The following is a 23720-nucleotide window of genomic DNA, read 5'->3' on the forward strand; positions in this document are numbered from 1 at the left end:
ATGAGAACTAAGATTTTTGAATGGATTGGTTTCATTATCGTTTGCGTCTCGATATATGCTAATGCATCTTTTCGTGCAGATGGTACTAACACGGGGACAGGAATAAACTTAACAGTAATCGGGATGATTATGGGTGCAGTTCTTACTTTTACTTTTTTCTATATTAGGAAGTTTGGAAATAAAGGGGTACATAATAAGTCGACAAATTAACCTGCTATTTTATCTCAACTTCTTTAACTAACGGGGCAGGTTAGTTCAATAAGAGATATTAAATGATGATTAAAAAAATCAATATTAAAACCACCAAGTCCGATGGTGGTTTAGTTTGTTTATTTGTAAGGATTTTTGTACAAATGATAATGATTTCCACCAAGCAGTACCTTTTTGGTTTCGGCGTCAATCACTACATATTTATGCCATTCTTCTTTTTCATTTTGTTGAAAAGATGCCATAAAATATACTTGTCGGTTGGGATGAACATCAGTCTGATGTTTAAGATTCATTTTTTCACTTATAAAATTTGTCTTTTGGTTGAAAGTGAATTCTGCATCAGGAACATCTTTAAAAGAGAGTTTTTGACGTATACTAAATGCAGCATTCTTATATTCTTGATAGATATTTTTATCTACCTCGTTATAAAATTCATCTTCAACAATAAAAGACATACTTTGATTATCCAGGTACTCTAACTTTGGATATGTTAAATCAGATGTTGATGCTTCAGAGATAGGTGTTGGTTGAAAGAGAACGTTAGAAAGAACAGCTAAAGTCAGTAATATTATTTTCATTTTCTCACCTCCTTTGTATTCACCTTATAATTCCCAGGCTTTTGTTGTTTATGCTAATGAACACAGGCTTTTAATTGAATACATTGAGTTGCTTGATCGTTTTTTTATTCAACTAACGGGTGCTTTAGTTGAATAAGAAAAAAGAAAAATGTAGAGTGACAATAAAGTTATTTAATTTATAATAAAGTTTTTTAAAAAGATAGTGTTAAGTTGGATTTTTATACTATCTTTTCTCATTTTTTTATATAATAACAGTATGATTATTTCGATATTCGTATAGTATAGGGCAAAATTTGCTTAGATGGAGTGTGTAACGTGATTTTAGTTAGTTCTTGCTTAGCTGGCAATCCAGTAAGATATAATGGTACTTCTTGTTCAGATAGTACGATACAAAGATTAATTGATGAAAAGAAAGCAATCCCTATTTGCCCTGAGCTTTTAGGTGGGTTCGTTACACCTAGAGAACCTGCTGAAATTGTAGGGGGAAATGGATTGGATGTTTTAGTAGGCACAGCAAAAGTTATTGAACGATCAGGAAATGATGTGACGGAATTATATCTAATCGGTGCTAAAAAGACTTTAGAGATAGCAAAAGAAATGAACGTTAAATATGTAGTGTTAAAAGAGTATAGTCCATCTTGTGGCAGTAAAGAAATTTATAATGGTGCGTTTATTGGAGAAAAAATAGATGGAATGGGCGTAACAACCGCCTTATTAGAAAGCAATGGCATCAAAGTTATATCTGAACTAGAATTAGCAAATTTAAAAGATGAAATTTAGGGGGCTATGTTAAATTATTAGTCGTCCAAAATTAATCAACTTTATTATCCTTAAAAAGTCATAAAGCGAATGAAAAATTGAATTTTTTAAACAGTTCTAATAACCATCTATCATTTTATCAGATAGATGGTTATTGCTTTTTTTGGAACAAAATTAAACGACTTTATAATCTCTAGATAAAAAAGCTAACGTCTGAGAAAAGACGTTAGCTTTCAGTATTTACAGGTATGCTCCGCATGTACCGTTTTAACGCAAATAACCCACCATTCCTGTAACGCCCAAAACCCTTGATATTAAAGGTTTTAGGCGTTTTTTGTTTAGGTGTTAAGGTTATAGAAAGAAGGATTAACGCTTTTTTTATTGAACTTATTGTACTAACAGGGCAGGTTAGTTCAATAAGCAGGTATATTTAGAAGTACGCCGAAATAGGTAACATAAGGGGATTAGATTGAATTGAAGAATATTTCTATGTGCATTTTTATCATATGTTTAAAGAATAAACAGACGAAATAAAGGAGGAAATGTCATTTCAATTATTCGATTGAAGAGAATAAGTTTTCTGTTGCTTGTCTTAGTTTTATTACTTTTAGGATGTACAGAAGAAAAAGCTAATGATGGAGATTGGAATCTAAGTCCTACATTCAATGTCGATAATCTAACTTTGCATGGAACTGAAGGGAAATTTGGTGTTATTAAAGTAAATGGAGAAAGCAATGAACCTGAGTTTCCAGCAAAACAAGGAAGACTTTATGCAGTTTATTTCTTGGATAGTCTCGAAGAAAATGGAAAAAAATATAAAATGACAGCTACACATAAAAAAACTGGTGAATCTGTCAAACTTCATGAAAAAAATATTGAAAAGGAACAAAATGGAGCGAAATTCGGATTTGACAAATTAGGGTTATGGAAAATTGATGTAACTATTGATGAAAAGCCTTATACAAGTTTTGTTGTGGAAGCGAAATAAGGGATTGTGTTATTCAGCTAACGGATGCTTTAGTTAAAGATCATCGTGCCACTTAGCCAACTCTATATCTTATTGAACTAACGAGGCAGTTTAATTCAATAAGCATAAAACAATAAGAGGGGCTGAAAAATTGGGGGACCATGAGAAATATATTAGTGAAAGGTTCATAGAAATTATTCGTCAACTTGCAGCAGGCGCTTTAGAGCAGGTAAAGTCCGAAATGCCAGGTTGTATAACCTGTGATTTACTTGTTGATTTTGAATCTTGGTATGAAGATTTCATTAAAATTAACACTTCAACATTATCTGAGAAACAAATGTACTTACTTAATGAGATTAATCGCGTTTTTGATGAGATGCTTAAGGATGATGCCTTCAAGTGTTTGTACATTTATTCTGAAGAGGAAATAAAACAAAGCAACTATAAAGAAATATTAGAGTCTGTTAATTGGAGAACAATAAGATCATTGGCTAATGACTTGCTAATTACATTGGGGGAAGAAAATAAAAAGTTGCAGCAATTTGTCCAGATTAGTGACAATGTTTGGAGAAAAACAGAATAGACAATGATTTTCTTCTTCAACTAACGGGGCAGGTTAGTTGAAGAAGAGGAATGAAAATCCCTTTTTTAATGTCGCATTTGACACATTTAGCGTCGTTATGGGACCTGTAGGTATTTAGATACCTTTGTACCGGGCGCTTTCCTTTAGGAATGTGTCTTTTACTTTTTGACCAGAATAGGAAATGGATTTAAGGAAAAACTCATTTTAAATAGGGAAACAGACCAAGGGTAATGACTCGGTCTGTTTTTTTAACTATCAGATCTGTTTTTCAGTAATGTAAGTTTTTACAGTTGGTGGTTCATATGTATTGAATTTATCAAGAATCCCTTTTGGTTCACTATCGACTAATGCCATGTTACGGTACTTTTCATGTAAAAACTGTTCCTCTGACATATGATTAAATACCGCAATAAGAGGATCATAATAATGATTTATATTTAAGAGACCACATGGTTTATGATGGAGCCCTAACTGAGCCCAAGTAAAAATTTCAAAGAACTCTTCTAAAGTTCCTGGCCCACCAGGCAAAGCTATAAATCCATCAGCAAGCTCTGCCATTTTCGCTTTTCTCTCATGCATTGAATCTACGATGATCAGCTCTGACAAGTTTTTATGAGCTATCTCTCTATTATCTAGAAAACTTGGCATAACACCAATTACGTATCCTCCTTCATTCAGAACTGAATCTGCAACAGCACCCATAATTCCAACACTTGCTCCACCATAAACAAGTGCAATATTTCGTTTAGCTAGTTCTTTACCAAGTTTTTTCGCACCTTCTATATAGACATCAGATGCTCCGTTACTCGATCCACAAAATACGGCTAACTTTTTCAATATATTCGCCTCCTAAAGAAACACACCATTAAAGATTATATAATACTTTCATTTTTTTGATAAACTTAAAGTATTGAATTGGAGGTTAGATGAAAATGAATGTAACTGAATTTCAACAATGGGTAAAGGATTATTATGAAAGTAGGGGCTGGTCTGAGTTAGACATATTTATTCGTATTGGCTTTTTAGCAGAAGAAACGGGCGAGGTTGCACGAGCTATAAGAGCTCTTGAGATTGGTAGGGATAGGCCTGATGAAATAAGGGGCTCTTATGAGGAAAATAAACAGGAGTTAACTGAAGAGTTAGGAGATGTACTGGGTAATTTAATTGTGATTGCAAACAAGTACAATATCCCACTAGAAGAAGTGTTTCAGTCACATAAAAAGAAACTCTCAGATCGTTATTCTAATGATTAGGAAAATAAACCTTTTTTCAACAATAGGGCGCATTTCTTGAGTAAGTGCGTCTTTTTGAATTTGGCCAGATAATTTAATAACACTTGGAAGATAATTTGGATACTTATGTTTAAAAGTAGAGATTGTGAAGAAATGTACTTAAACTAACGGGTGCTTTAGTTAAAGATCATCGGGCTGATTATTCAGCCCTTTTTCTTATTGAACTAACGGGGCAGCATTCCTGTTTGAAGGATTTGTGCCATCTTGAAAGAAAAAAAGCCCTCTAGTATGATGTGAGTGTCAACGACCATTGACCCATCAGCTAACTAGGAGGACTTCTCTATGCAGTTTAAATGCAATGAAAAAATTAATCAAGTGACTGAAAATACACTCGTTGTCGGTATGGATATTGCCAAGCGTGTTCATTATGCGTGCTTTGTCGATGAACGAGGGCGTGTGATTGAAAAATCCTTTGCAGTAAATCAATCAAAAGAAGGCTTTGAAAGTTTGTATGAAAAGATTCGTCAAACCATGAAGGAAGCTAAGAAAACAGACGTTATCGTTGGAATTGAGCCTACAGGCCACTATTGGATGAACTTGGCTTATTTCTTAGGTAACTATGGCATTCCACTCGTCATGGTAAATCCAATGCACGTCAAACGTTCGAAGGAACTGGACGATAATTTACAAACAAAGAACGACAAAAAAGATGCGTTGGTCATCGCACGCTTATTGAAGGATGGCCGTTTTAGTTATCCACGTTTGTTAAAAGAGGTAGAAGCTGAACTTCGTATCGGATCTACTCTCCGTTCAAAGTTAACGGAAGATTTAGCGAGTATTAAAAATCGAATCGTCCGTTGGCTTGATCGCTATTTTCCAGAGTTTACTCAAGTCTTTCCGTCTTTTGGAAAGATGGCGTTGGCGGCATTGGAAATGACTCCATTTCCACAGGATATTGAAGGGAAAACAGCTGAGGAGTTGGTTTTTCTATACCGTGAGGTAGAGGGTATGAGAACGCCACAGTTGCCGAAAGCAAAGCTTCTCATTGAAGCTTCGACTAACTCAATCGGCCTGAAAGAAGGAGAAAAGATGGCCCGACATGAAATCGCCACGCTCCTACGTCAGTATCGCTTATTAGAAACCGAAATTGCCTCTGTAAATAATCAATTAGCCGAAATGGCACAAACAACAATGGAATATGAGTTACTCAGTTCCGTTCCTGGTTTAGGAGATGCGACGATTGTTGATTTACTTTCTGAAGTAGGGAGCTTTTCACTTTATGAAAATCCACGCCAACTTATCAAACTAGCGGGATTAACACTACGTGAAAACTCGTCTGGTCAACATAAGGGACAAAAACATATCTCGAAAAGAGGGCGAAAGAAACTCAGATATATCCTCTTCAAAGTAATAGTTCCACTCATACGTCATAACGCGGCGTTTAAACAGCTTCATGAATACTACACAACACGCAAACAAAATCCCTTACGGGGTAAGCAATCAATGGTGGTCTTGTGCGGTAAATTACTGAAAGTATTACATGGCATATGTAAAAAGAAAGTCCATTTTAATGAGCAGTATATGATGAAGGATCTTTACTGCCTCTCAGAGGCAGCGTAAACATTTCGATGATCGATTTATGACAAGAAGGATGACACGGAGAAGCCAGCAACATAACTAAACTAAGACCATGAGTCCCCGGGGCAGCTTAGCAGGCCTCTGCCTTATGAATAGACCAAACGAAGGAATGTAAGCGCACTGACGCTAAGAGACATGGGAGGGTCCGTCATCATAAGTTTCGCAGAGATCCATTGTGCATCACATAATGGCAAAGAAAAGCTAATGATTTCCATTAGTTTTAGCGAAGCGTACTCTTAAGTTGGTAATAAAAACTATATATTCAAATCTATGTTTATTGAAACCGTCAAAAATATTTTTCCTCACATCACGAAGTGATGTAAACCGTTGATACATCAATGTTTATAGAGGGAGGTTAGTTCAAGATGAACAAAATTAAACGTAATTGAGGGAGAGAAAGATGAACCTATTCGAAGATGATTTAATCAAGGAATACCAAGAATGGAAATTAGCAAATCCAAATTCATTTAATTGGTGGAGTTACGTTAATCTAAAAGCTGATTTACAAACTGCTTTGGCATTTGCTAAATTCTTTTCTCCTGAACTTATTGAAAAAGAAGACTGTTTAATATTAAAAGAAAGATATAAAGAAGGACTGTTTAACAGCTGGATGGAAGATTGCCAAGGGAACAAAACTGAAATAGAAAAAATGATGAAGAAGAAATTCAATTAAGGGCATTAGGGGAAGTTCTTAAACATTTTTGGTCAATGACATTTAAACTGAACTATCCTAACAGAAATATTGTAATTGAGGTATTTGAAGAATATGACGAACAACTTTTCATCACTGTTTTTGAACAGTTATAACTTCTTTCTTATTCAACTAACGGGTGCTTTAGTAAAAATCATCGGGCTGCTTAGGCAGCTTTTTTTCTTATTGAACTAACGTGGCAGTTTAGTTGAATAAGAAGGTTTTTTTTCGAATGTGTTGAATAAGTTAATAAATGTAAATTATTGAACAAAAGGGTGCATTACTTCAAGTCTGGGGAGTAGCACTTTTTCTTGAACTAACGGGGCAGGCTATGGCATTGGTTTTAAATTTCAGGATAGAAGTAGTGGTATAACCTATTCGGGACATAAGGGTAGTGCTTGGATGTATTTCACATGGTATAGTGGCACTCCTTACGGGTATGCGATGAATTACCGTTCAGTATATGCCCACACATGGAAAACCACATCACTCACGGGATTCGAGATAGGTCAAGAATCATTTGGCTTGACTTGGACATCTAAGGATTATAGATTTCCTAAAGAGGTGTACAGCGTGGTACAATATTGGAATAAAAAGGTAGGATATGAGGTGTAGTATATCATGAATAAGAAAACGAAAACGATTAGTTTAATTATTCTTTTGCCGATTATTATTATCCTCTCTTTTTCAATCAAAAATCAAACTAAAGCAGATAATGATGACTCTGTAGAGTATCAGGTATCTGAAATGCTTAATGAAAATATAAAGACCGATGACCTAATTGTGATTTCTGCCGAAAAGGACAAAAATACGTTTGTATATTTAGATTCCAATTTACGAACAATTCACATTTTTGACTTTGTGGGAAACACTATGGAATATCATTCAAGTATTAGCTATGATGTATGGGATACTGATGAATATGATGGCGATAAGTTCGAATGGAGATACCATGAACCAAATGGTGGTAGTACTAGTTTACTTTGGGCAATATCTCCGACTGATGGTATTGTTAAAGTAAAAGGAAAATCCTATGAACAAGAAAATGTAAAACTAGAAAATGGATTGAATGTGTTTTTTATTAAAAACAAAACAACTCTTGACCATCCTTTAGAGGTGGAACTGGAATAAAATGAGTGACCTTATAGGATACATGATATTGATCCTGCCGGTGCAGGGTGCGAGGGAGAGCAAAAAATGCTCTCTCTTTTTTGTGCATATTTATATCAATATTAGGATTAGCGGAGTAGGAAAAGGACATAACGTGACCGGATAGATCAATCAAAACAATGTTTAGTTGTTAGAGATCAAAAAGGGAAGATTATTGGATTTGGATTATCCATATTAGGACCCATAAATCTAATATTAGGACCAATTGTAGCACCAGATTCCCAAACAGCAGCATTAATAATCAATATGTTAGCTCTTAATCATCAAGGAAAGTTAAGGATTGATGTGCCATCCAGTAATAACGAGTTAATGTTATTATTGGATAAAAATGGATTTGAAAAAGTTAGTGAGCCTCCCATCATGATGAAAAACTCAGTAAATATGCCATTCAGAAACAAAGAATTATTCGCAATTGCTGCCCAAGTTTTTGCGTAGGGATAATTAAATCCTTATTAAACTAACGGGTGCTTTAGTTGAAGTTTCGATTTCCGAAATAATAAAATATTTTTATAAAAGTGAATAGCAATAAACAGGTAAAACCTTGTATTTTGATCAAACTTTGTTCAAAATACGAGGTTTATTTTTCACCTAAAAATTGAGGATTCTCGCTAAATTTTAATCAATCTTTATTCAAAGGTTACATTGACGCCATCTAGCTCGAAGATAATAGATCACTCTCCATTTCTCGAATTTAACTTAGAGTATTGCAAGTGTAAATTTGAAATAAAGTTGTACTGTTTATAAAAAAGTCACACCGTTTTAAAGAAATTTTAACTGTTTGTAAAAAAGTTGTACCGTTTTGCTTTTTTTGATTATAAGATTCTAAATAGGTTTAACCAATTTTTTTTGTAGTTTGGACTTATAGCATATTGCAACAGAACCTTAATTATTATTGGATAAGAGGGTGAAGGGAATTTAAACTTACCACGTTATTGATATCAAAGTTGTATGAATGGTGCCTAAAACCATACCGCTGGTTAAAGAAAATACATACGTTGTGGACCTTTTGGGATAGATATAGTTATGTAAAAATGATAGCAAGGGGGGGCAAGGAAGTGTTTAATGATTTTAAGCTTGTGTATGATCGTCCGGTTTATATTCAATTAAAGGATCATTTTAAAAAAATGATAATGAAAGGACATCTGCTGGAGCACCAGAAGCTTCCATCTACCCGGGAACTTAGTAAATTATTATCGGTCAGCAGGACTACCGTTCTCACTGCTTACGCGGATTTAGAACAAGAAGGTCTAATCTATGCAATAAAGGGAAAAGGAAATTTTGTAGGGAAAGTCGAAACATCTAAAACTCCTTCCATTCAACTAAACTGGAAAGAAAAGCTCAATGAAGTTTCCTTGCTAGCCGATGAATTAGACTTAATGAAGCACGGTGTTCGCTGGAAAAAAGGCATGATTTCATTCAATAGCATTGCCCCAGACGAAAAGCTTTTTGATGTTGAAAATTTTAAAAGAGCTTTTTTGACCCGGATGTCCATTGAAGGAGATATCGTTTTGAACTACGGATATGCAAAAGGTTATAAACCCCTAATTGATTACCTTCTTCACTATATGGAAATGAAAGGAGTAGATATTTCCAATAAGGATATTCTTATCACTAATGGATTCACCGAGGGTCTTGATATTTTATTGTCTGCCTTATCTAAAAAATCCGGGCGTATTATTTGCGAAAATCCTACCCATCATGCCGCATTAAACCTTTTTCGATTACATGGATTTGACATCCACGGGATAGAAATGAGGGATGATGGTATCGATATTTGTCAAGTTGAGAAAAGCTTATCCGAAACGGAGTTTGATTTTGCATATCTAATCCCGTCTTATCATAATCCTACCGGGATTGTCACCTCCTCTAAAAAAAGGACTGAAATCATGAAACTTTTTTCAAAATATCAAATTCCTATCGTGGAGGATGGATTTAATGAGGAATTACGTTATTCAGGTTCCCATTTAGCACCGTTATTGACTTTCGCGGGACCTGGAAACAATGTTATCTATATCAGCAGCTTTTCAAAAATTCTTTTTCCAGGCTTACGTGTTGGTTGGATTTTAGCAGATAAGGAATTAATCCACTGCTTGGAAAGTATGAAAAGGGCACGGACTATGCATACATCTACACTGGATCAGGCAGTGTTTTATCAATATTTGCATGATGGTTATTTCGAAAAATATTTAAAAAAGGCCAAGTCAGTTTATAAGAAAAAATATGAACTAGCCCTTCATGCTTGCAATCAATACATTCTTTTTAAAAGAATGACAGGGGATGGCGGACTTCATCTTTTTATAGAGTTAGAAAAAGGAATTAATACCCGTACACTTTTGAAAAAATGCTATCAAAAGGGAGTTGTTTTTTCTCCTGGGGATGTTTTTTACACGGATGGAGGGGGAAGTAATACGTTTCGATTAGGATTTTCCCGGTTAAAAGAAGAGGATATTGTCCATGGAATTAGGATAATTGGGGATACCTTGAAAAATGAAAATTTGGAGTTGAAAAAATGAGAGTTGGCGTTATTATGGGAGGAGTGTCCTCCGAAAAACAAGTGTCCCTCATGACAGGGGAAGAAATGATTGCACATTTGGATAAGAATAAGTACGAAGTTGTGCCTATTAAACTAAATGACAAAAAAGAGCTTGTTGAAAAGACAAGAAATCTTGATATTGCCTTGTTAGCGCTTCACGGAAAATACGGGGAGGACGGCACGATTCAAGGTACACTGGAAACCCTTGGCATTCCATATACCGGAAGCGTCATGCTATCAAGCGGTATTTGTATGGATAAAAACATTTCGAAAAAAATTATTCGTTATGAAGGCATTCAAACACCGGATTGGATTCATCTTTCGAATATGGAAGAGCTTCAGTTGGATGAATTAGACAAAATGGGGTATCCGTTAGTGGTAAAACCAAATTCGGGTGGTTCCAGTGTAGGGGTAAAAATAGTATACGATAAGGATTCTTTATTATCCTCGCTTGCGGATGTATTCGAATGGGATTCTGAAATAGTTATTGAAAAGTATATAAAGGGCGAAGAAATTACGTGTTCTATTTTTGATGGAAAGCTTTTACCAATCATTTCGATTCAACATGCGGCTGAGTTTTTTGACTATAATGCGAAATACGATAATGCCGCTACGATTGAAGAGGTTGTAGAACTTCCAGTTGCAATACATGAACGTGTCACCGAGGCTGCAATGGCCTGCTATAGAGCATTAAAATGCAGTGTTTATGCTAGAATTGATATGATCGTAAAGGATGAAATCCCATATGTCATGGAGGTTAATACATTGCCGGGGATGACAAAAAATAGCTTACTGCCAAAAAGCGCTCATGCGGCGGGAATCACCTATAGCAAGCTATTGGATATGATTATTGAAACCTCCTTACAGGTTAGGAGAAGTGAAGGCTTTTAATAGAAACATAATTAAATGCAGCGTTAAAATTTATTGTTAATTCAGAGAATTTAGATCTAGTGGAACCGTAGCTGCTCTAGTCTATCTGATATTTTAATAGTATGGGAAAATATGATTTCGGACAAAGAACACTATGTCTTATATTCTTTCCAAGAATCATTCGTTTGTTTCAAGTGCCTTCGAATTCACACATTTAATTCAATTCCATATTAATGCACCTAACGCATGATAGCTGTATGAGCAATAAATAGCCAGCGTTCTTCCATCATTTCCACCAAGTCACGAAAACTTAAATTGTACCATAGGTACCATCTCAAAACTAATAAAATTATACCAGGCTGATAATGTTTCCATAGAAGAATATTATCTAAGCATTTGCAACTAGGAGTTCTAATCAAACATTTTTATAAATAATTCATCATGGTGCGATGTAGAGGACCCATTTTGACCAATCTTTTTTCAAAATGGGTTTTTATATTTGCTATTAAATGAGGGTTATGGTGAAGTTTTTAATCAGTCTCGGCCAGGAAAATAAAAAAAGTTAAGGTATGTTTTTTCATATTGAACTAACGGGGGCTTTACTTCAATAAGGAGTGAAGCCTTTTTTCTTATTGAACTAACGGGGCAGGTTAGTTGAAAAGCGTAGTATGGTCGCACTGCGCTTTAACCGTTTGCTTAATGTGTTTTGATCCCAGTATGTGATACTATCATCTAGTACATATTGAAAGGAATTTTGCCATGAATTTATTAATCAAGTTGATCAGCTCTATACCGAGCTTGTAGGGAGTGCCGCTACATCCCTTGATGCTCCTTGCAAGCTCGGGTTTCTCAAGGGAGCTGATTCACATGAAAAAACGCAACAAAGCCTATACTCGCCAACAGCGAGAGCGAATCATTCAAAAAAAGTGGTCGATTTTAAAAACTGTCTTTCAATGGGAAGACGACAGCATGCCGGTGCGTGGAAAATTAAGTAAAGGAAAAATTCACTGTTCTTGCAGGATGTGTCGATATCAACAGTATCACGCAATCCCAAAAGATAAACATAAAGCAAAATGGAAAGCGATGCAGAAGGAAATAGACGATTAAGTCTATTTTTTATATCGCTTTATGTGTCTTTTGCTTAATATTACCTGCATGTTCGACTAGGCAGAGCTGTTATAATATTTCATTGAAGAAGGTTGTACGTTCCACTTAAACCAAACTGTTGACAATTAGATAACCAAAGAATGGTATCGAAGTCGTAAAATTAAAAGCGTACTAAAGAGTCTGCTGATCACAGGCTCTTTTATTTTTGTTAACTTGACTAAATGGACCTACAAATAAGTAGGTGAGCTGCAATGAAGAATAAAGTATATATAATTTTTTACATATTATTTTTTATGAATAATCCAGTACGAATGTTAGATAAGACCATTAGATTCCTTGTTAAACTAACGGGTGCTTTAGTTGAAGAAGGACTTATATAATATGCTGAATAATAATTTATGAAAAGGTGTTCTAACAATGGATAAAAGAATTCAAGCAGATGTTTTATGTGATTTTCACTCTGGAAAAATTAGTGACGTTAGCGAAACGGATAACGGCATAATGCTTACGATAGTTATGTTCGAATATTACACTTATCCATACACTGTCTTAAAATGCGAATTAATAAATTGCCGGGAGTTCTTATTAGAGCTTGAGGGTGGCGTGTATATAAAAGATTTGCATGAGTTTAAGAAATATGAGATTGAAATGCAAAATGCCGAAATCAGAAACAGTAAGCTTGTTGTTAGCTGTGAAGTAGAAGGAAAATGGTCAAGCATTCATATAGAAACTGAAACCATAAAGGTTTATGACGAATTAAACACTGAAATTTCTCCCTTGGATCTTTATATTTTAACTGGAGATAGTAACGGGATAGACTTCCATATTAGAGAAAAAACAAAAAAACGGACAAGTTATACAGGGGAGTCCGTAAAATTTGATGAAAGAGTGATGGATGATCTTCGGGATAAGGAACAGTATTGGCCACGATATGAGCAAAAGGGACCGAAAAAACCCGTTGATTTACTTATTGGATTAGATGAATATGGAGTAAAAATGTTTTATGAGCAAGAAATAAAGCAGTTAATAAACATTTGTGATGGTTTATTAAGTACATACATAACGGACAGTTTGTATGACCAAAAAATAAGATATTTTGCTGAAGAGTTAAAAAAACTTTGCGAACAAGCAGTACTGAATCACAAGTGGGTAGAAGCAATAGGAGATTGAGGGATTAATTTTTTTTTGTTTTCTTATTGAACTAACGGTGCTTTACATCAATAAGGGGTAAAGCCTTTTTCTTATTCAACTAACGGGGCAGGATAGTTGAAGAAGGAATGATATAATCTTATTAATAAAAATTAAGGAAAAGTAGGATAGAAAATGAAGAATTTAAAAAAATTAATTCAAATCATCTTAGTAAGTACAACATTACTAATTCTTAGTGGATGTTCTGACTTCTCAAAAGAAGATTTAAAAAAACCTATTCAAGATTATTTGAAAACTAACTATGGTATAAAAGATGAGTTTACTATTGTATATACAGATGATAATTGGTTTGAAGGGATTGACCATCAGACTACAATAGAAATTAAAAAACCATATCATGCTTATCCGTATTTACTAATCGAAAGAGATACTTTGAGAATTCTGGGTGATGAAAGTGACGATATCTATTTAGAACTATTTAAAGGTGCATATATCAAGCAACATCCAGAAGTAGTTCGGGTAGTTAAACAAATAATAAAAAATTACGGGTTAGTGAAATATCCTGGTAAAGTTGTCATGGATGCTGATGGACCTACATATATGTTTCCTTACGATAACATTCAGCTAAATATGATTTATTCACTAGAATTATTGGATGAGTTTAAAGAGACTCAAAAGATTGATACTATTGCTCTTTTACCTACATTAAAACCAAGTGACCCTAGAAATAATAACGCTAGATATTTAGGAGTGGTGAATTTTTCATTTGAATTTGACATTAATAAAAATAAACATCCTATTCCTAATGGGAAAGACATAATATCTGATTTTCAAAAAAGTGGTGTATTAAAGAAAGGGATTTATAATATCGACATTTATGTATACAGTTCAAATTATGATGATTATGTAGATGAAGATAAACATACGTCGGCTTTATTCGAGGTAGATGAAAAAGGGAGATATACAATAATTGCGACACCTAAATGGGATGAATTAGACGATTCTTATTTTTATGGTGATTATGCTGGAAAGTTCCATTAAAGGTATTAGTACGGATAAAACAATTGCTGTTGAAGATAACGGTAAATATATAAAGGCAAATAGGAACGGAAAATACGGAGAAAAGTGATTTTTCTTATTCAACTAACCGGTGCTTTAGCAAAGAACAATGAGTTGCGTAGGCAACTCATTTTGATTATTGAACTAACGGGCTTCCCCTGGCTTCGTGTGTCGCTTGCTTAGATAAAAAGGATTAAAAGCGTGTGAATTTAACGTGGTTTAATGAAACCCAAATCATTTAACTGTTTATTTTTACCTATATTCTTAATAGAAAAGGAAAATAATAAGTAATGGAGGATGAAAATGAAAAAATTAGTTTCTGTTATTTTTATTTTGGTCTTTTTTGTTGCGGCAGGCGGTTACTATTATACAAGTGTAGATAACAATTATACTGTTTTAAAAGAATTTTATGATTTCCCTATCCCAAAAGATGCAAAACCTGAAAGTGAAAGTTCAAAAGGAAAAGGTTTTACTTGGGGAAAATCCAAAGGAACAGAAATACCACTTAGTTATGGTTTGGTAATTATTAAATCGGGGTGGGACCAGGTGGAAATAGACGGTCATAATGTTGTCTATGAAAAGGATGGCAAATTAATTAATCTTACACTTGCTCCAAAGTATTTAGGTATATTAGAGGTTGAAGATTTAAAGTAAATTGATTTTTACAGTCTTATTAAACATTCCATAATCAAAAGGCACTTCCATTAAGAAATGGTTTAATTAAAACCATTAGAATTACGGGGAGTGTCTTTTTTTATTCACTTCTATTAAAACAGTCTGAAAATAAATTCATTCGCTTAACTGTTTTTGAAATGCTAGATTATTATGCTGAAAAATTAAGGTTAAATAGACAAAATATCAAAGAAGATTCTATTTCACCAGCTCCTTGGGGACCTGAATTGAGTCCACAGTGAATAAACTTTCGAGAAGATCCTTATTAAACTAACAGGTGCTTTAGTTATAGTCCATCTGGCTGTTTACGCAGCCCTTTTCTTATTGAACTAACGGGGCAGGTTAGTTGAATAAGAAGGAAGTATTAAGAGAGTGCCAAATTGGTGTAAATGTAAATAATAGTTTTCGAATGGGGGGCTTTAATCTTGAAAAAAGATTATAAGAAAATTGGGTTAGGTTCGATTTCATTATTGCTATTTATAATTGGAATATTATTTTCCATTTCATTCGGTAATCGAGAGTCCTATGGAGATGGTTTATTAAGATTTTTAGGGTTAAATCCTTGGTCAAACGGTGACAATGGATTGCATTATACAATATTTTATTCACTTATTTTCTATATACCAGCATTGATTCTGGGTTACAAGTTCAAAAATGACTTTGGAGCAAAATTAGGTAAAAACTTATCTTTGAGTTTGATTATCTTAATCTTAATTTTAGCCCTGTTGTTTTTTATAGGGGTTTAGTTCAACAGAAGTTTAAGTTGTTCAACTAACGGGTGCTTTAATTAAAGATGATCGGGCTGTTTAAACAGCCCTTTTTCTTTTTTGAACTAACGGGGCAGGTTAACTCAATAAGGAAATTAATCAATAAATGGTTAATTTAATCAATTAAATAAGAACATAAACTCGTGAGTTTTGTTACAATTACTTACTTGAGCAGTTGATTAACATAGCAAGTTAAACAGCAGAAAGAGGCAATGCAATGACAAAGTTTATGTATATATTTTGCTTAATCGTGTGGGGACTTAATTTTATTGCGGTGAAAATCCAAGGAACACCTGTCAGTTTGGAATTATCCTTAACCTATCGTTTAATTATTACAGCCTTATTATTTTTAGTTCTTGTATGGTTCCTTAGACCAAAGGGGAGACCAAAAAGAAAAGATATCCCGTTTGTAATAGTGTTCGGTATATGTAACTTTGCATTAAGCTACCTGTGCTTTTATTACGCCACCATTTTGAGTTCTGCGGCAATAGTAACATTGGTCTTCTCGTTAAAAGTGATACTGACTCCAATCGCTCTCCGAGTTTTTTTAAAAGAAAAATTACATTCACGCGTTTTAATTGGGGGGGTTTTTGGGGTATTGGGCGTATGTATTCTCATTTATCCCACATTGAACAATTTTCAAGGGTTTAATGAGATAAAAGGAATTGTGGTTGCTTTCATAGGTACGCTTCTTACAGCAGTTGGTGACGCCAGCTCGGCAAGAAATGCCAGTAGGAGGGTTGATCCTATCTATGCGAATGCCATTGGATTTACAGTAGCCAGTATATTAATGGGGTCCATTGTATTGATTCAAGGACAAGAAATAACAATTCCAACGTCTGTTTCATACGTATCCGCGTTGCTTTATTTAACCCTGGTTGCTTCGTTCGCTGCCTGGTTGTTCTACTTAAAGCTTATAGAAACAATTGGGGGATCTCAAAGTGGTTATATGGTCGCCCTTTTCCCGGTCATTGGAGGAATAGCTTCTGTATTAATCGGTGAATCAGATCCGTCATTGTTTTTGTTTGCTGGTTGTCTGTTTAGTTGCATTGGGGCTGCCATTGCTTTAGGTTTTGGAATTCGACGTCAGAATGTTAAGTTGCCTGTAAATGCTGATTAAGAATGGGCTTATTTATAAAAATCTTAAAAAGCTAACGGGTGCTTTAGTTAAAGATCGCTATTTTTCTTATTGAACTAACGGAGCAGGTTAGTTGAACCATGGAAGCGGTCAGGAAGAAATTACATGAGGTTATAACCTAAAAATAGAAGTATTCTATAAAGGATATATTAATAGCCATCGAATAGGAGTAATCACCTTTGAATTATGTTAGATTTTTTATTTATCAATTCATCATATTTTCAGCACTTTTTGCTATCAACATTCCCTTTGATAAATACATAAGTAAACCATTTACATTTGTTGATTTTATAGCAATATGTATAAAGTTACTTCTCATAGTAGTCGTTTATCGAGTATTAAAAAATATATATAGACAATTCGATAATATTAGATTACGGAATAAAATATTAATTTCAATACCAATTGTAATATTGTCAATCCTGTTTATAGGGTTACTGGAGCAACTGTTCGTTTAGTTTTCTTGTTCAACTAACGGGTGCTTTAGTTCAATAAGAACCAAGAAAATAATCAAACTTTTTTATAAAAACTTTATATTAAAATTACAAGAAAGAATCCATTTTGTTAAATCTTTTTTCAAAATGGATTCTTTTTATTATTTTTAAATATTGAAGTTCTGTTTGAACTTTCGCTCATTCTTTATTTGAAAGTTACACTAAAGAGTAAATAACAAAAAATTCTAGAAATTTTTTGAGAATAAAATGTAAGACTGTTCGTTGTACATTATGAAAAAGCTTTTTCAATCACATAAGGAGCGAAGCAAATGAAAAGTTCATCGACCAACAATAGATTAAAAAAACAAAAAGAAGATGCACTGGAGTATATCATTGATGCCTATATGCCACTCGTGAAAACGATTGCTTCAAAAATTTTACACAATATGAAGCGACCAGATATTGATGAATGTATCAATGATGTTTTTCTAACGGTATGGCAAAATGCTCATCAGTTTCAAGGTGATACACTAGACTTTAAAAAATGGATTGGCATGATTACGAAATACAAAGCAATCGATCGATATCGGCACGCTGAAAAACAAATCGCACATGAACAATCTGATGCACCACTCGAACAAAAAGCAAGCTCCCTACAAACAGATATATCCGTCTTGCAACGAGAAGAAAAAAATGAATTACTACTGGCAATCAGTCAACTAGAGGAAATTGATCGAGATATTTTTATGATGAAATATTATATGGAGCTACCAAACAGTGAAATTGCCAATGCACTCCGGCTAACGAAAGCTGCTGTTGATAACCGCCTATATCGAGGTAAGAAGATACTAGCTAAAAACATGAATCTAAAGGAGCGATTCGTATGAGCATGAAAGAATGGATTGATTTAGATATCGATAAACTTGAGCTACTAGAGGTGACAGATATCGAGAAAGCACGAGTTAAACAAAATGTACTTAATAAGCGTAAAAAAGCACCAGTTTGGCGTCATATTGCAGTCGCTGCAGTTATGATTGTTGGTGCCACAACGGCAACCGGTTTTGCATTCCCGTCTTTTGCATCACAAATTCCATTTATGGACAATGTCGTTAGTTATTTTAATAACGAAGAGCAAGACTACAAAAATTCCGAGTCCTTCTCTACTGATATTGGTCTTGCGCAGACGAGTAATGGTGTTACCGTCATGATTGATAATGCGGTATATGACGGCACGAACATTACAGTTTCTTTTGCGATTGAAACTAATCATGATTTTGGAAAAGCGATGCATATGAGTGCTCCAAATTGGTTTAATGCTGTCGGTGCAACCAGTACTAGTGGTGGCAGTAGTCAAATTACAAAGATTAGTGATACACGCTATGTGGGCATATCAACATTAACCCCAAGCTTCAAAAATGATGTATATCCTGAAAATGTAGAAGTCACTTGGACGCCTCATGCCTTTTATAGTATGTCTAATGATTTAGAGGTTGAGGGAGATTGGTCGTTCGCCTTTTCATTAAAGCGTTTAGAAGGAGATATACAGCTCGTGAATAAAACTGTACAGCAAAAAGACGTGAGCTTCACGCTTCAATCTGTTGAATTTACAGATGTTTCAACCGTTATTTTATACGAACAAGTGGTAACTGATGAACTGTTAAAAGAGTGGCCAAGTGTGTCACCTGTTTTCTATGTAACCGATGATCTCGGTCATGTGTATTTGAATGGCTCGGGTGGTTCAGGTATGTCACCTGATAGTGGAAAAACATTTAACGGAACGACCGCACTTGGCGCTATCCAAGAAGGTGCTAGCCAGCTCATCATTCAGCCTGTTGAAATTGCGAGTCTCATGTCCGGAAAAGGTCATATCGAAATTAAGCTTGATCCGATTATCGTTGACTTAAAAAAATAACAGCGAAAGCCCCCGTAGAAATTCGGCTGTTGTCTAACATTTACAGGGGCTTTTTTGCAATGAACTTCCACTATTAGAATCTGTTTTTGGTATAGAAAATGCAGGTGGCTTATTCAACTAACGGGTGCTTTAGTTGAAGATTCGATTTCCGAAATAATCAATCTTTTTTATAAAAGTAAATAGCAATGAACAGGTGAAACCTCTTATTTTGATCAAACTTTGTTCAAAATAAGAGGTTTGTTTTTCACCAAAAAATTGAGGATTCTCGCTAAATTTCTATCAATCTTTATTCAAAGGTTACAGTGGCGGACGCGTTTCGCGGGCACGGCTTCAGTCTCCTCGTCACTAGAAAAACCGGTGCTCCTGCATCGCTTCGCTTGCTTCGTCGCAAACGAATAGTGCAAACTTACATTTGCACTATCCGTTTCCTGCGGGGTCTTCAGCTTGTGCTGTTCCCGCTGAAAAGATTGGGTCCAATGGCAATTTGTTCCTAATCTTTGCGACGAGTAACCGCAGGAGCAGTTGTTTTCCGCCGCAACCACTCCAATCAAAAGAAATTGCTTCTGTAAGCGTGTCTCTGCAAAATATTTAAGTTGGAAGGTGGTTGGCTATTTCTGAAGACTCCTGCGGAAAAACGAAACAAGCTAGACCCCACAGGCTCAGCTGTCATAGACACCTGAGCCGAGGAGGCTAGCGTTCAGTCCGCGGAAATTTCGATAGAGTGCAAAAATAAGAACTCAATTTTTATACTTTTATATTAATTATTATTCTTTTGTCAACAAGCTGAAATGACTGCCTGAAATCGGCAGTCATTTTTTGTTTGAGGGATTTTTGCAGATAATAGAATCCCCATGCACGTCTTCAATATATTGATAAGTTTCTATAGGTTGACCAATTAAGTATACAATCTTCTTTTGCCATGGAATTAAATGACTCCTTTAATGATTGGGGTAGGGATTATTATTGGGATTATATTCTTGCGTTGGAAATACACGGCTATCGTATTGATTAATGTTACATGAATAAAGCGCATTGCTTTCTTCAGTCTTTATGCAGCTCGTAGGTGGTCCGATATAAGTAGGGGGATCAAGAGGGGCGATGGCTTTTTTCCATTCCCTTTTATCCAAGCAATAGGTATGTGCCATAATACTTGCAGGTGTCAGCTTCAAAATATCGGAACCAAGAATTACTTGAGGCGTTGGGGCATCAAAGATTGCAAGTATATGTGTGGAATCCTCTGTGGCAAATTCATAATGCCACCAGCCTTGGGGGATGTTGACAACTTCCCCTGGAGTAATTGAATAATTTTGAAATTGCCTAGTAAATGGATTTAGTAATGAAACAGCCACTGCTCCAGAAATGCAATAAACAAGCTCTTCAGCATTAGGGTGATAATGTGGCTCGACGACATTAGTGGCACTAAGGTAGATATCAAGTAAAGATAAATTCTTCAAAGTATTTAATTGCTGTTTTCCTAAAATATTTATTAAGTTTTGGTTATCTTTTTTAAAGAAAGGACTTTTATTAACATCAAAAGCAAACTGCGTATTTTTTGAGGTGTAATCAATTGGTGAACTCATAAGTCGACCTACCTTTAAACTATTGTAATATGCAGATTAAGCACATTCTTCGCATGATATGTTTTAAATTGAATTGTTGTGTAGTACGAACGAAAATTTCACAAAAAAAGAAGAAGTATTATTAACAATAAAACTAAGGCCGGGTAGAGTACCAATTCTTTTTGATTTACCTTTTGGTTGTCTAGAGATGAGAATTTTACAGAATAAACGTAATAATAAAAAATAAGGGTTATCAATTCATATAGGAATTGATAACCCTTTTGCATTGCTTCTTATTTAAATTTTTGTATTTCGAAAATGAATCCGTTAGCAAAAGGTCCTTTTGCTATTCCATAATCTTATAGCCAGCCACGTTCGTATTGGATCGGTGATTTGATTTCCGTACGCAGTTCTTTTGCTGCACGATATGGCCAGTATGGATCGCGTAATAATTCACGTGCCAAAAAGATTAAATCAGCACGATTATTCTTCAGGATTTCCTCAGCTTGAAGTGGAGAAGTAATCATCCCGACTGCACCTGTATCAATCGGAGTCCCATGTTTAATCGTTTCAGCAAACGTAACTTGGTAGCCAGGGAATGAATCGATGGATGCAGGAACGTTTGCTCCCGAACTTACGTCAACCAAATCAACGTCTTGCTCTTTCATCCACTTGGTCATCGTTACATACGCTTCTGGTGTCATGCCGCCTTCCGTATAATCATGTGCGGAAATGCGGACAAACAATGGACCTTCCCAAATGCTACGAACTGCGTCAATCACTTCGCGAAGCAAGCGGTAGCGGTTTTCGTCACTGCCCCCATATTCATCCGAACGTTTATTTGTTAATGGAGATAAAAATTCATTGATTAAGTACCCATGTGCACCGTGCAGTTCAATGACTTCGAATCCAGCTTCTTTGGCACGAATTGCCCCTGCCTTAAAAGCATTGACTGTATTAGCAATATCATCTTTTGACATCTCAACTGGTGTTTTATATTGGTCATTAAATGCAAGAGGGGAAGGGGCGAAAATGTCACCATCCACCGTTGATTTACGACCGGCATGTGCGAGCTGGATGCCCGTTTTCGCGCCATGTAATTTCATGGATTGAACAAGTTCAGTCAAACCTGCTGTGTGCTCATCACTCCATATGCCTAAATCCTTTACAGAAATTCGACCTTCGGGTAAGACTGCCGTTGCTTCTAGAATAATCAATCCTACTTGGCCAACTGCACGTGTTGGGTAATGGACGTGATGCCAATCTTCAACATGCCCATTTTGATTATGACTTGAATACTGGCACATCGGTGCCATCACGATTCTATTTTTGAATGTTACATTTTTGATTGAATATTCTTCGAATAATTTAGCTTTTGCCATAAAATGCTATTCCTCCTTTTATGTATATGAGGTAGTATAGCAAATTTATCCTAAATATAGCGCTTCCCAAGCTCACGGGAACGTGTTTCGGCTTCGTTCAAACAACTTCCAAGCATGTCGATAAATCCTTTTTCCTGTAAAGCTTGGATTCCGGCTTCTGTTGTCCCTCCTGGACTTGTTACATGTTCTCGAAGCGTAGCTGGTGAATCGGTTGACTGTTTTAACATTTCTGCTGAACCAGCCAAAGTTTGGACAAGTAAGTTACGTGCAACATGTGGGGCAAGCCCACTTGCGACCGCCGCTTTTTCAAAGGCTTCCACAAAATAATAGACATAAGCAGGACCGCTGCCTGATAAAGCCGTAATGACATGCAGCTGATCTTCTTCCACTTCAATGACGGAGCCAATAGTACTCAGCAGTTGCATAATTTCCTCTTTATCAGTTTGATTCATTTGTTCATTCCAGGCCACAGCACTTGCAGACATCCCGATGGTTGCGGAAGTGTTCGGCATACAACGGGCAAGTGGACGTTCGCCCAGACCTTGCTCGATTGTCGCCATTGGAACTCCTGCTAGAATCGATAACACAACAGCAGTCTTCGAAAGGTAAGGGGCAACTGCCTGCATGCCCGCCTGGACGTCTTTCGGTTTCATTGCCAAGATAATCAAATCGGCCGTTTTCAAAATTTCCTTGTCATCACAAACGAGTTGTACTCCGTATGTTTCATGAAGGGAAGTCAACTTCTTGCGATCGGATTTGTTCATAACAAATACGTTCTGCGGGGCAACAGTTGCCTCTTTCATCCAGCCATGAATCATCGCTTGGGCCATCGAACCTGCTCCAACAAATACAATCGTTTTCATTGTTACTCCTCCTTTTTTGTATAAAAAAATGCGCTCCCGTCCTAATGAAAGGACGAAAACGCATGTTTCCGCGGTACCACCTTGTTTTGCCCCACATGGAACACAACTTGTTCCTTCTTATCGCGAAGGCACGGCCATGTTTGCATGGCGGCTCCAAAGTAGGTTCATCCTGTGAGAGGGAAGTGTGTCTTTCAGCCGGTGAACACACTCTCTACATTCCTTCAACATGATTACTGTTCTTTATCAAAGCCTGAACGTTCTAAATTATTGAAATTATAGGCTTGCTTACGAAGAGTTGTCAACTGATGAATAAAAATTCGAAAGATAATTATTTCATTGTATGCAGAGTTGGGTGCAACTTTTCCATTTTTGTTCAACTTTCGTGATTTCGTTGTTACTCCTCATTTTTCTCACTAATCTTAAAAGTGACGCGAACTTGTAAAAATT

Annotated in this window: 25 protein-coding genes, 1 pseudogene and 1 other annotated feature; of the genes and pseudogenes, 19 read left to right on the forward strand and 7 right to left on the reverse strand. The window is 35.6% G+C overall.

Translation table 11 applies throughout. The features are described 5' to 3' along the window. Positions 1-210, forward strand: coding sequence for a hypothetical protein (locus MHH33_RS08480; protein WP_342543552.1), 210 nt, complete (start codon positions 1-3; stop codon positions 208-210). Between the two features lie 119 nt (positions 211-329). On the opposite strand, the gene MHH33_RS08485 is transcribed toward MHH33_RS08480, so the two are convergent. Further along, positions 330-788, reverse strand: a complete 459-nt coding sequence (locus tag MHH33_RS08485; RefSeq protein ID WP_342543553.1) for a hypothetical protein — start codon at positions 786-788, stop codon at positions 330-332. Positions 789-1103: 315 nt separating this feature from the next. Between MHH33_RS08485 and MHH33_RS08490 the strand changes: the two genes are divergently transcribed. The 3 genes from MHH33_RS08490 (at position 1104) to MHH33_RS08500 (ending at position 3097) form a co-directional block, all read left to right on the forward strand. Continuing rightward, on the forward strand, positions 1104-1568 hold the full coding sequence (locus tag MHH33_RS08490; RefSeq protein WP_342543554.1) for a DUF523 domain-containing protein: 465 nt from the start codon (positions 1104-1106) through the stop codon (positions 1566-1568). Between the two features lie 541 nt (positions 1569-2109). Beyond that, entirely contained in the window at positions 2110-2535 is a 426-nt protein-coding gene (locus tag MHH33_RS08495) for a hypothetical protein (RefSeq protein WP_342543555.1), read from the forward strand. Positions 2536-2665: 130 nt separating this feature from the next. After that, entirely contained in the window at positions 2666-3097 is a 432-nt protein-coding gene (locus MHH33_RS08500) for a hypothetical protein (protein ID WP_342543556.1), read from the forward strand. Between the two features lie 255 nt (positions 3098-3352). On the opposite strand, the gene MHH33_RS08505 is transcribed toward MHH33_RS08500, so the two are convergent. After that, complete coding sequence (locus MHH33_RS08505; RefSeq protein WP_342543557.1) at positions 3353-3934, reverse strand: TIGR00730 family Rossman fold protein; 582 nt, start codon at positions 3932-3934, stop codon at positions 3353-3355. 95 nt (positions 3935-4029) lie between these two features. On the opposite strand from MHH33_RS08505, the gene MHH33_RS08510 reads away from it, so the two are divergent. From MHH33_RS08510 to MHH33_RS08540, 7 genes are all read left to right on the forward strand, one after another. Next, a complete protein-coding gene (locus MHH33_RS08510; RefSeq protein ID WP_053589111.1) occupies positions 4030-4350 on the forward strand; it encodes a MazG-like family protein in 321 nt (106 codons plus the stop codon). Between the two features lie 321 nt (positions 4351-4671). Further along, a complete protein-coding gene (locus MHH33_RS08515; protein WP_342541766.1) occupies positions 4672-5949 on the forward strand; it encodes an IS110 family transposase in 1278 nt (425 codons plus the stop codon). 418 nt (positions 5950-6367) lie between these two features. Then, entirely contained in the window at positions 6368-6640 is a 273-nt protein-coding gene (locus tag MHH33_RS08520) for a hypothetical protein (protein ID WP_342543558.1), read from the forward strand. 639 nt (positions 6641-7279) lie between these two features. Continuing rightward, positions 7280-7789: a hypothetical protein gene (locus MHH33_RS08525; protein ID WP_342543559.1), complete on the forward strand. Its 510-nt coding sequence runs from the start codon at positions 7280-7282 to the stop codon at positions 7787-7789. Positions 7790-7930: 141 nt separating this feature from the next. Continuing rightward, complete coding sequence (locus MHH33_RS08530; protein ID WP_342543748.1) at positions 7931-8263, forward strand: hypothetical protein; 333 nt, start codon at positions 7931-7933, stop codon at positions 8261-8263. Positions 8264-8859: 596 nt separating this feature from the next. After that, positions 8860-10341 (forward strand): PLP-dependent aminotransferase family protein, encoded by a 1482-nt coding sequence (locus MHH33_RS08535; protein WP_342543749.1) that lies wholly within the window; start codon positions 8860-8862, stop codon positions 10339-10341. Beyond that, positions 10338-11252, forward strand: a complete 915-nt coding sequence (locus MHH33_RS08540; protein ID WP_342543560.1) for a D-alanine--D-alanine ligase — start codon at positions 10338-10340, stop codon at positions 11250-11252. Before MHH33_RS08535 ends, MHH33_RS08540 begins: the two co-directional genes overlap by 4 nt. Before the next feature lie 188 nt (positions 11253-11440). Here MHH33_RS08540 and MHH33_RS08545 read toward each other — a convergent pair. Then, positions 11441-11647 (reverse strand): annotated as a pseudogene (locus MHH33_RS08545) (hypothetical protein); the annotation flags it as partial. A 451-nt stretch (positions 11648-12098) separates the two neighbouring features. Between MHH33_RS08545 and MHH33_RS08550 the strand changes: the two are divergent. From MHH33_RS08550 to MHH33_RS08585, 8 genes are all read left to right on the forward strand, one after another. Then, positions 12099-12338 carry a hypothetical protein gene (locus MHH33_RS08550; RefSeq protein ID WP_342543561.1) on the forward strand — a complete coding sequence of 80 codons (240 nt, stop codon included), beginning with the start codon at positions 12099-12101 and terminating at the stop codon, positions 12336-12338. A gap of 417 nt (positions 12339-12755) precedes the next feature. After that, positions 12756-13508 carry a hypothetical protein gene (locus MHH33_RS08555; protein WP_342543562.1) on the forward strand — a complete coding sequence of 251 codons (753 nt, stop codon included), beginning with the start codon at positions 12756-12758 and terminating at the stop codon, positions 13506-13508. A gap of 153 nt (positions 13509-13661) precedes the next feature. Then, positions 13662-14528: a hypothetical protein gene (locus MHH33_RS08560; RefSeq protein WP_342543563.1), complete on the forward strand. Its 867-nt coding sequence runs from the start codon at positions 13662-13664 to the stop codon at positions 14526-14528. A 321-nt stretch (positions 14529-14849) separates the two neighbouring features. Then, entirely contained in the window at positions 14850-15200 is a 351-nt protein-coding gene (locus MHH33_RS08565) for a hypothetical protein (protein ID WP_342543564.1), read from the forward strand. Positions 15201-15643: 443 nt separating this feature from the next. After that, on the forward strand, positions 15644-15964 hold the full coding sequence (locus tag MHH33_RS08570) for a hypothetical protein (protein WP_342543565.1): 321 nt from the start codon (positions 15644-15646) through the stop codon (positions 15962-15964). 238 nt (positions 15965-16202) lie between these two features. Further along, the gene (locus tag MHH33_RS08575) at positions 16203-17105 is read left to right on the forward strand and encodes a DMT family transporter (RefSeq protein ID WP_342543566.1); all 903 of its coding nucleotides are present in this window, start codon (positions 16203-16205) and stop codon (positions 17103-17105) included. Between the two features lie 781 nt (positions 17106-17886). Continuing rightward, on the forward strand, positions 17887-18444 hold the full coding sequence (locus MHH33_RS08580) for a sigma-70 family RNA polymerase sigma factor (protein WP_342543567.1): 558 nt from the start codon (positions 17887-17889) through the stop codon (positions 18442-18444). Beyond that, the gene (locus MHH33_RS08585) at positions 18441-19469 is read left to right on the forward strand and encodes a DUF4179 domain-containing protein (RefSeq protein ID WP_342543568.1); all 1029 of its coding nucleotides are present in this window, start codon (positions 18441-18443) and stop codon (positions 19467-19469) included. Before MHH33_RS08580 ends, MHH33_RS08585 begins: the two co-directional genes overlap by 4 nt. A gap of 938 nt (positions 19470-20407) precedes the next feature. Here MHH33_RS08585 and MHH33_RS08590 read toward each other — a convergent pair. The 4 genes from MHH33_RS08590 to MHH33_RS08605 all read right to left on the reverse strand — a co-directional run bounded on the left by MHH33_RS08590 (position 20408) and on the right by MHH33_RS08605 (position 23650). Then, entirely contained in the window at positions 20408-21049 is a 642-nt protein-coding gene (locus tag MHH33_RS08590; RefSeq protein WP_342543569.1) for a cupin domain-containing protein, read from the reverse strand. Between the two features lie 338 nt (positions 21050-21387). Next, positions 21388-22410, reverse strand: a complete 1023-nt coding sequence (namA, locus tag MHH33_RS08595; protein WP_342543570.1) for an NADPH dehydrogenase NamA — start codon at positions 22408-22410, stop codon at positions 21388-21390. Between the two features lie 50 nt (positions 22411-22460). Continuing rightward, complete coding sequence (gene proC, locus MHH33_RS08600; protein ID WP_342543571.1) at positions 22461-23273, reverse strand: pyrroline-5-carboxylate reductase; 813 nt, start codon at positions 23271-23273, stop codon at positions 22461-22463. Between the two features lie 45 nt (positions 23274-23318). Next, positions 23319-23529 (reverse strand) — a binding site (T-box leader). Next, positions 23504-23650 carry a hypothetical protein gene (locus tag MHH33_RS08605; protein WP_342543572.1) on the reverse strand — a complete coding sequence of 49 codons (147 nt, stop codon included), beginning with the start codon at positions 23648-23650 and terminating at the stop codon, positions 23504-23506. It overlaps the preceding feature by 26 nt. Positions 23651-23720: the final 70 nt, after the last annotated feature.

It is taken from the genome of Paenisporosarcina sp. FSL H8-0542, assembly GCF_038632915.1.
In the GTDB taxonomy this organism is placed as follows: Bacteria; Bacillota; Bacilli; order Bacillales_A; family Planococcaceae; genus Paenisporosarcina.

Bases quoted from the DNA above. Each gene is read 5' to 3' on its own strand.
- MHH33_RS08485 (WP_342543553.1), bottom strand. From the start codon at position 788: ATGAAAATAATATTACTGACTTTAGCTGTTCTTTCTAACGTTCTCTTT.
- namA (WP_342543570.1), bottom strand. From the start codon at position 22,410: ATGGCAAAAGCTAAATTATTCGAAGAATATTCAATCAAAAATGTAACA.
- MHH33_RS08540 (WP_342543560.1), top strand. From the start codon at position 10,338: ATGAGAGTTGGCGTTATTATGGGAGGAGTGTCCTCCGAAAAACAAGTG.
- MHH33_RS08585 (WP_342543568.1), top strand. From the start codon at position 18,441: ATGAGCATGAAAGAATGGATTGATTTAGATATCGATAAACTTGAGCTA.
- MHH33_RS08480 (WP_342543552.1), top strand. From the start codon at position 1: ATGAGAACTAAGATTTTTGAATGGATTGGTTTCATTATCGTTTGCGTC.
- MHH33_RS08565 (WP_342543564.1), top strand. From the start codon at position 14,850: ATGAAAAAATTAGTTTCTGTTATTTTTATTTTGGTCTTTTTTGTTGCG.
- proC (WP_342543571.1), bottom strand. From the start codon at position 23,273: ATGAAAACGATTGTATTTGTTGGAGCAGGTTCGATGGCCCAAGCGATG.
- MHH33_RS08590 (WP_342543569.1), bottom strand. From the start codon at position 21,049: ATGAGTTCACCAATTGATTACACCTCAAAAAATACGCAGTTTGCTTTT.
- MHH33_RS08520 (WP_342543558.1), top strand. From the start codon at position 6,368: ATGAACCTATTCGAAGATGATTTAATCAAGGAATACCAAGAATGGAAA.
- MHH33_RS08560 (WP_342543563.1), top strand. From the start codon at position 13,662: ATGAAGAATTTAAAAAAATTAATTCAAATCATCTTAGTAAGTACAACA.
- MHH33_RS08515 (WP_342541766.1), top strand. From the start codon at position 4,672: ATGCAGTTTAAATGCAATGAAAAAATTAATCAAGTGACTGAAAATACA.
- MHH33_RS08510 (WP_053589111.1), top strand. From the start codon at position 4,030: ATGAATGTAACTGAATTTCAACAATGGGTAAAGGATTATTATGAAAGT.
- MHH33_RS08580 (WP_342543567.1), top strand. From the start codon at position 17,887: ATGAAAAGTTCATCGACCAACAATAGATTAAAAAAACAAAAAGAAGAT.
- MHH33_RS08555 (WP_342543562.1), top strand. From the start codon at position 12,756: ATGGATAAAAGAATTCAAGCAGATGTTTTATGTGATTTTCACTCTGGA.
- MHH33_RS08525 (WP_342543559.1), top strand. From the start codon at position 7,280: ATGAATAAGAAAACGAAAACGATTAGTTTAATTATTCTTTTGCCGATT.
- MHH33_RS08550 (WP_342543561.1), top strand. From the start codon at position 12,099: ATGAAAAAACGCAACAAAGCCTATACTCGCCAACAGCGAGAGCGAATC.
- MHH33_RS08535 (WP_342543749.1), top strand. From the start codon at position 8,860: ATGATAGCAAGGGGGGGCAAGGAAGTGTTTAATGATTTTAAGCTTGTG.
- MHH33_RS08575 (WP_342543566.1), top strand. From the start codon at position 16,203: ATGACAAAGTTTATGTATATATTTTGCTTAATCGTGTGGGGACTTAAT.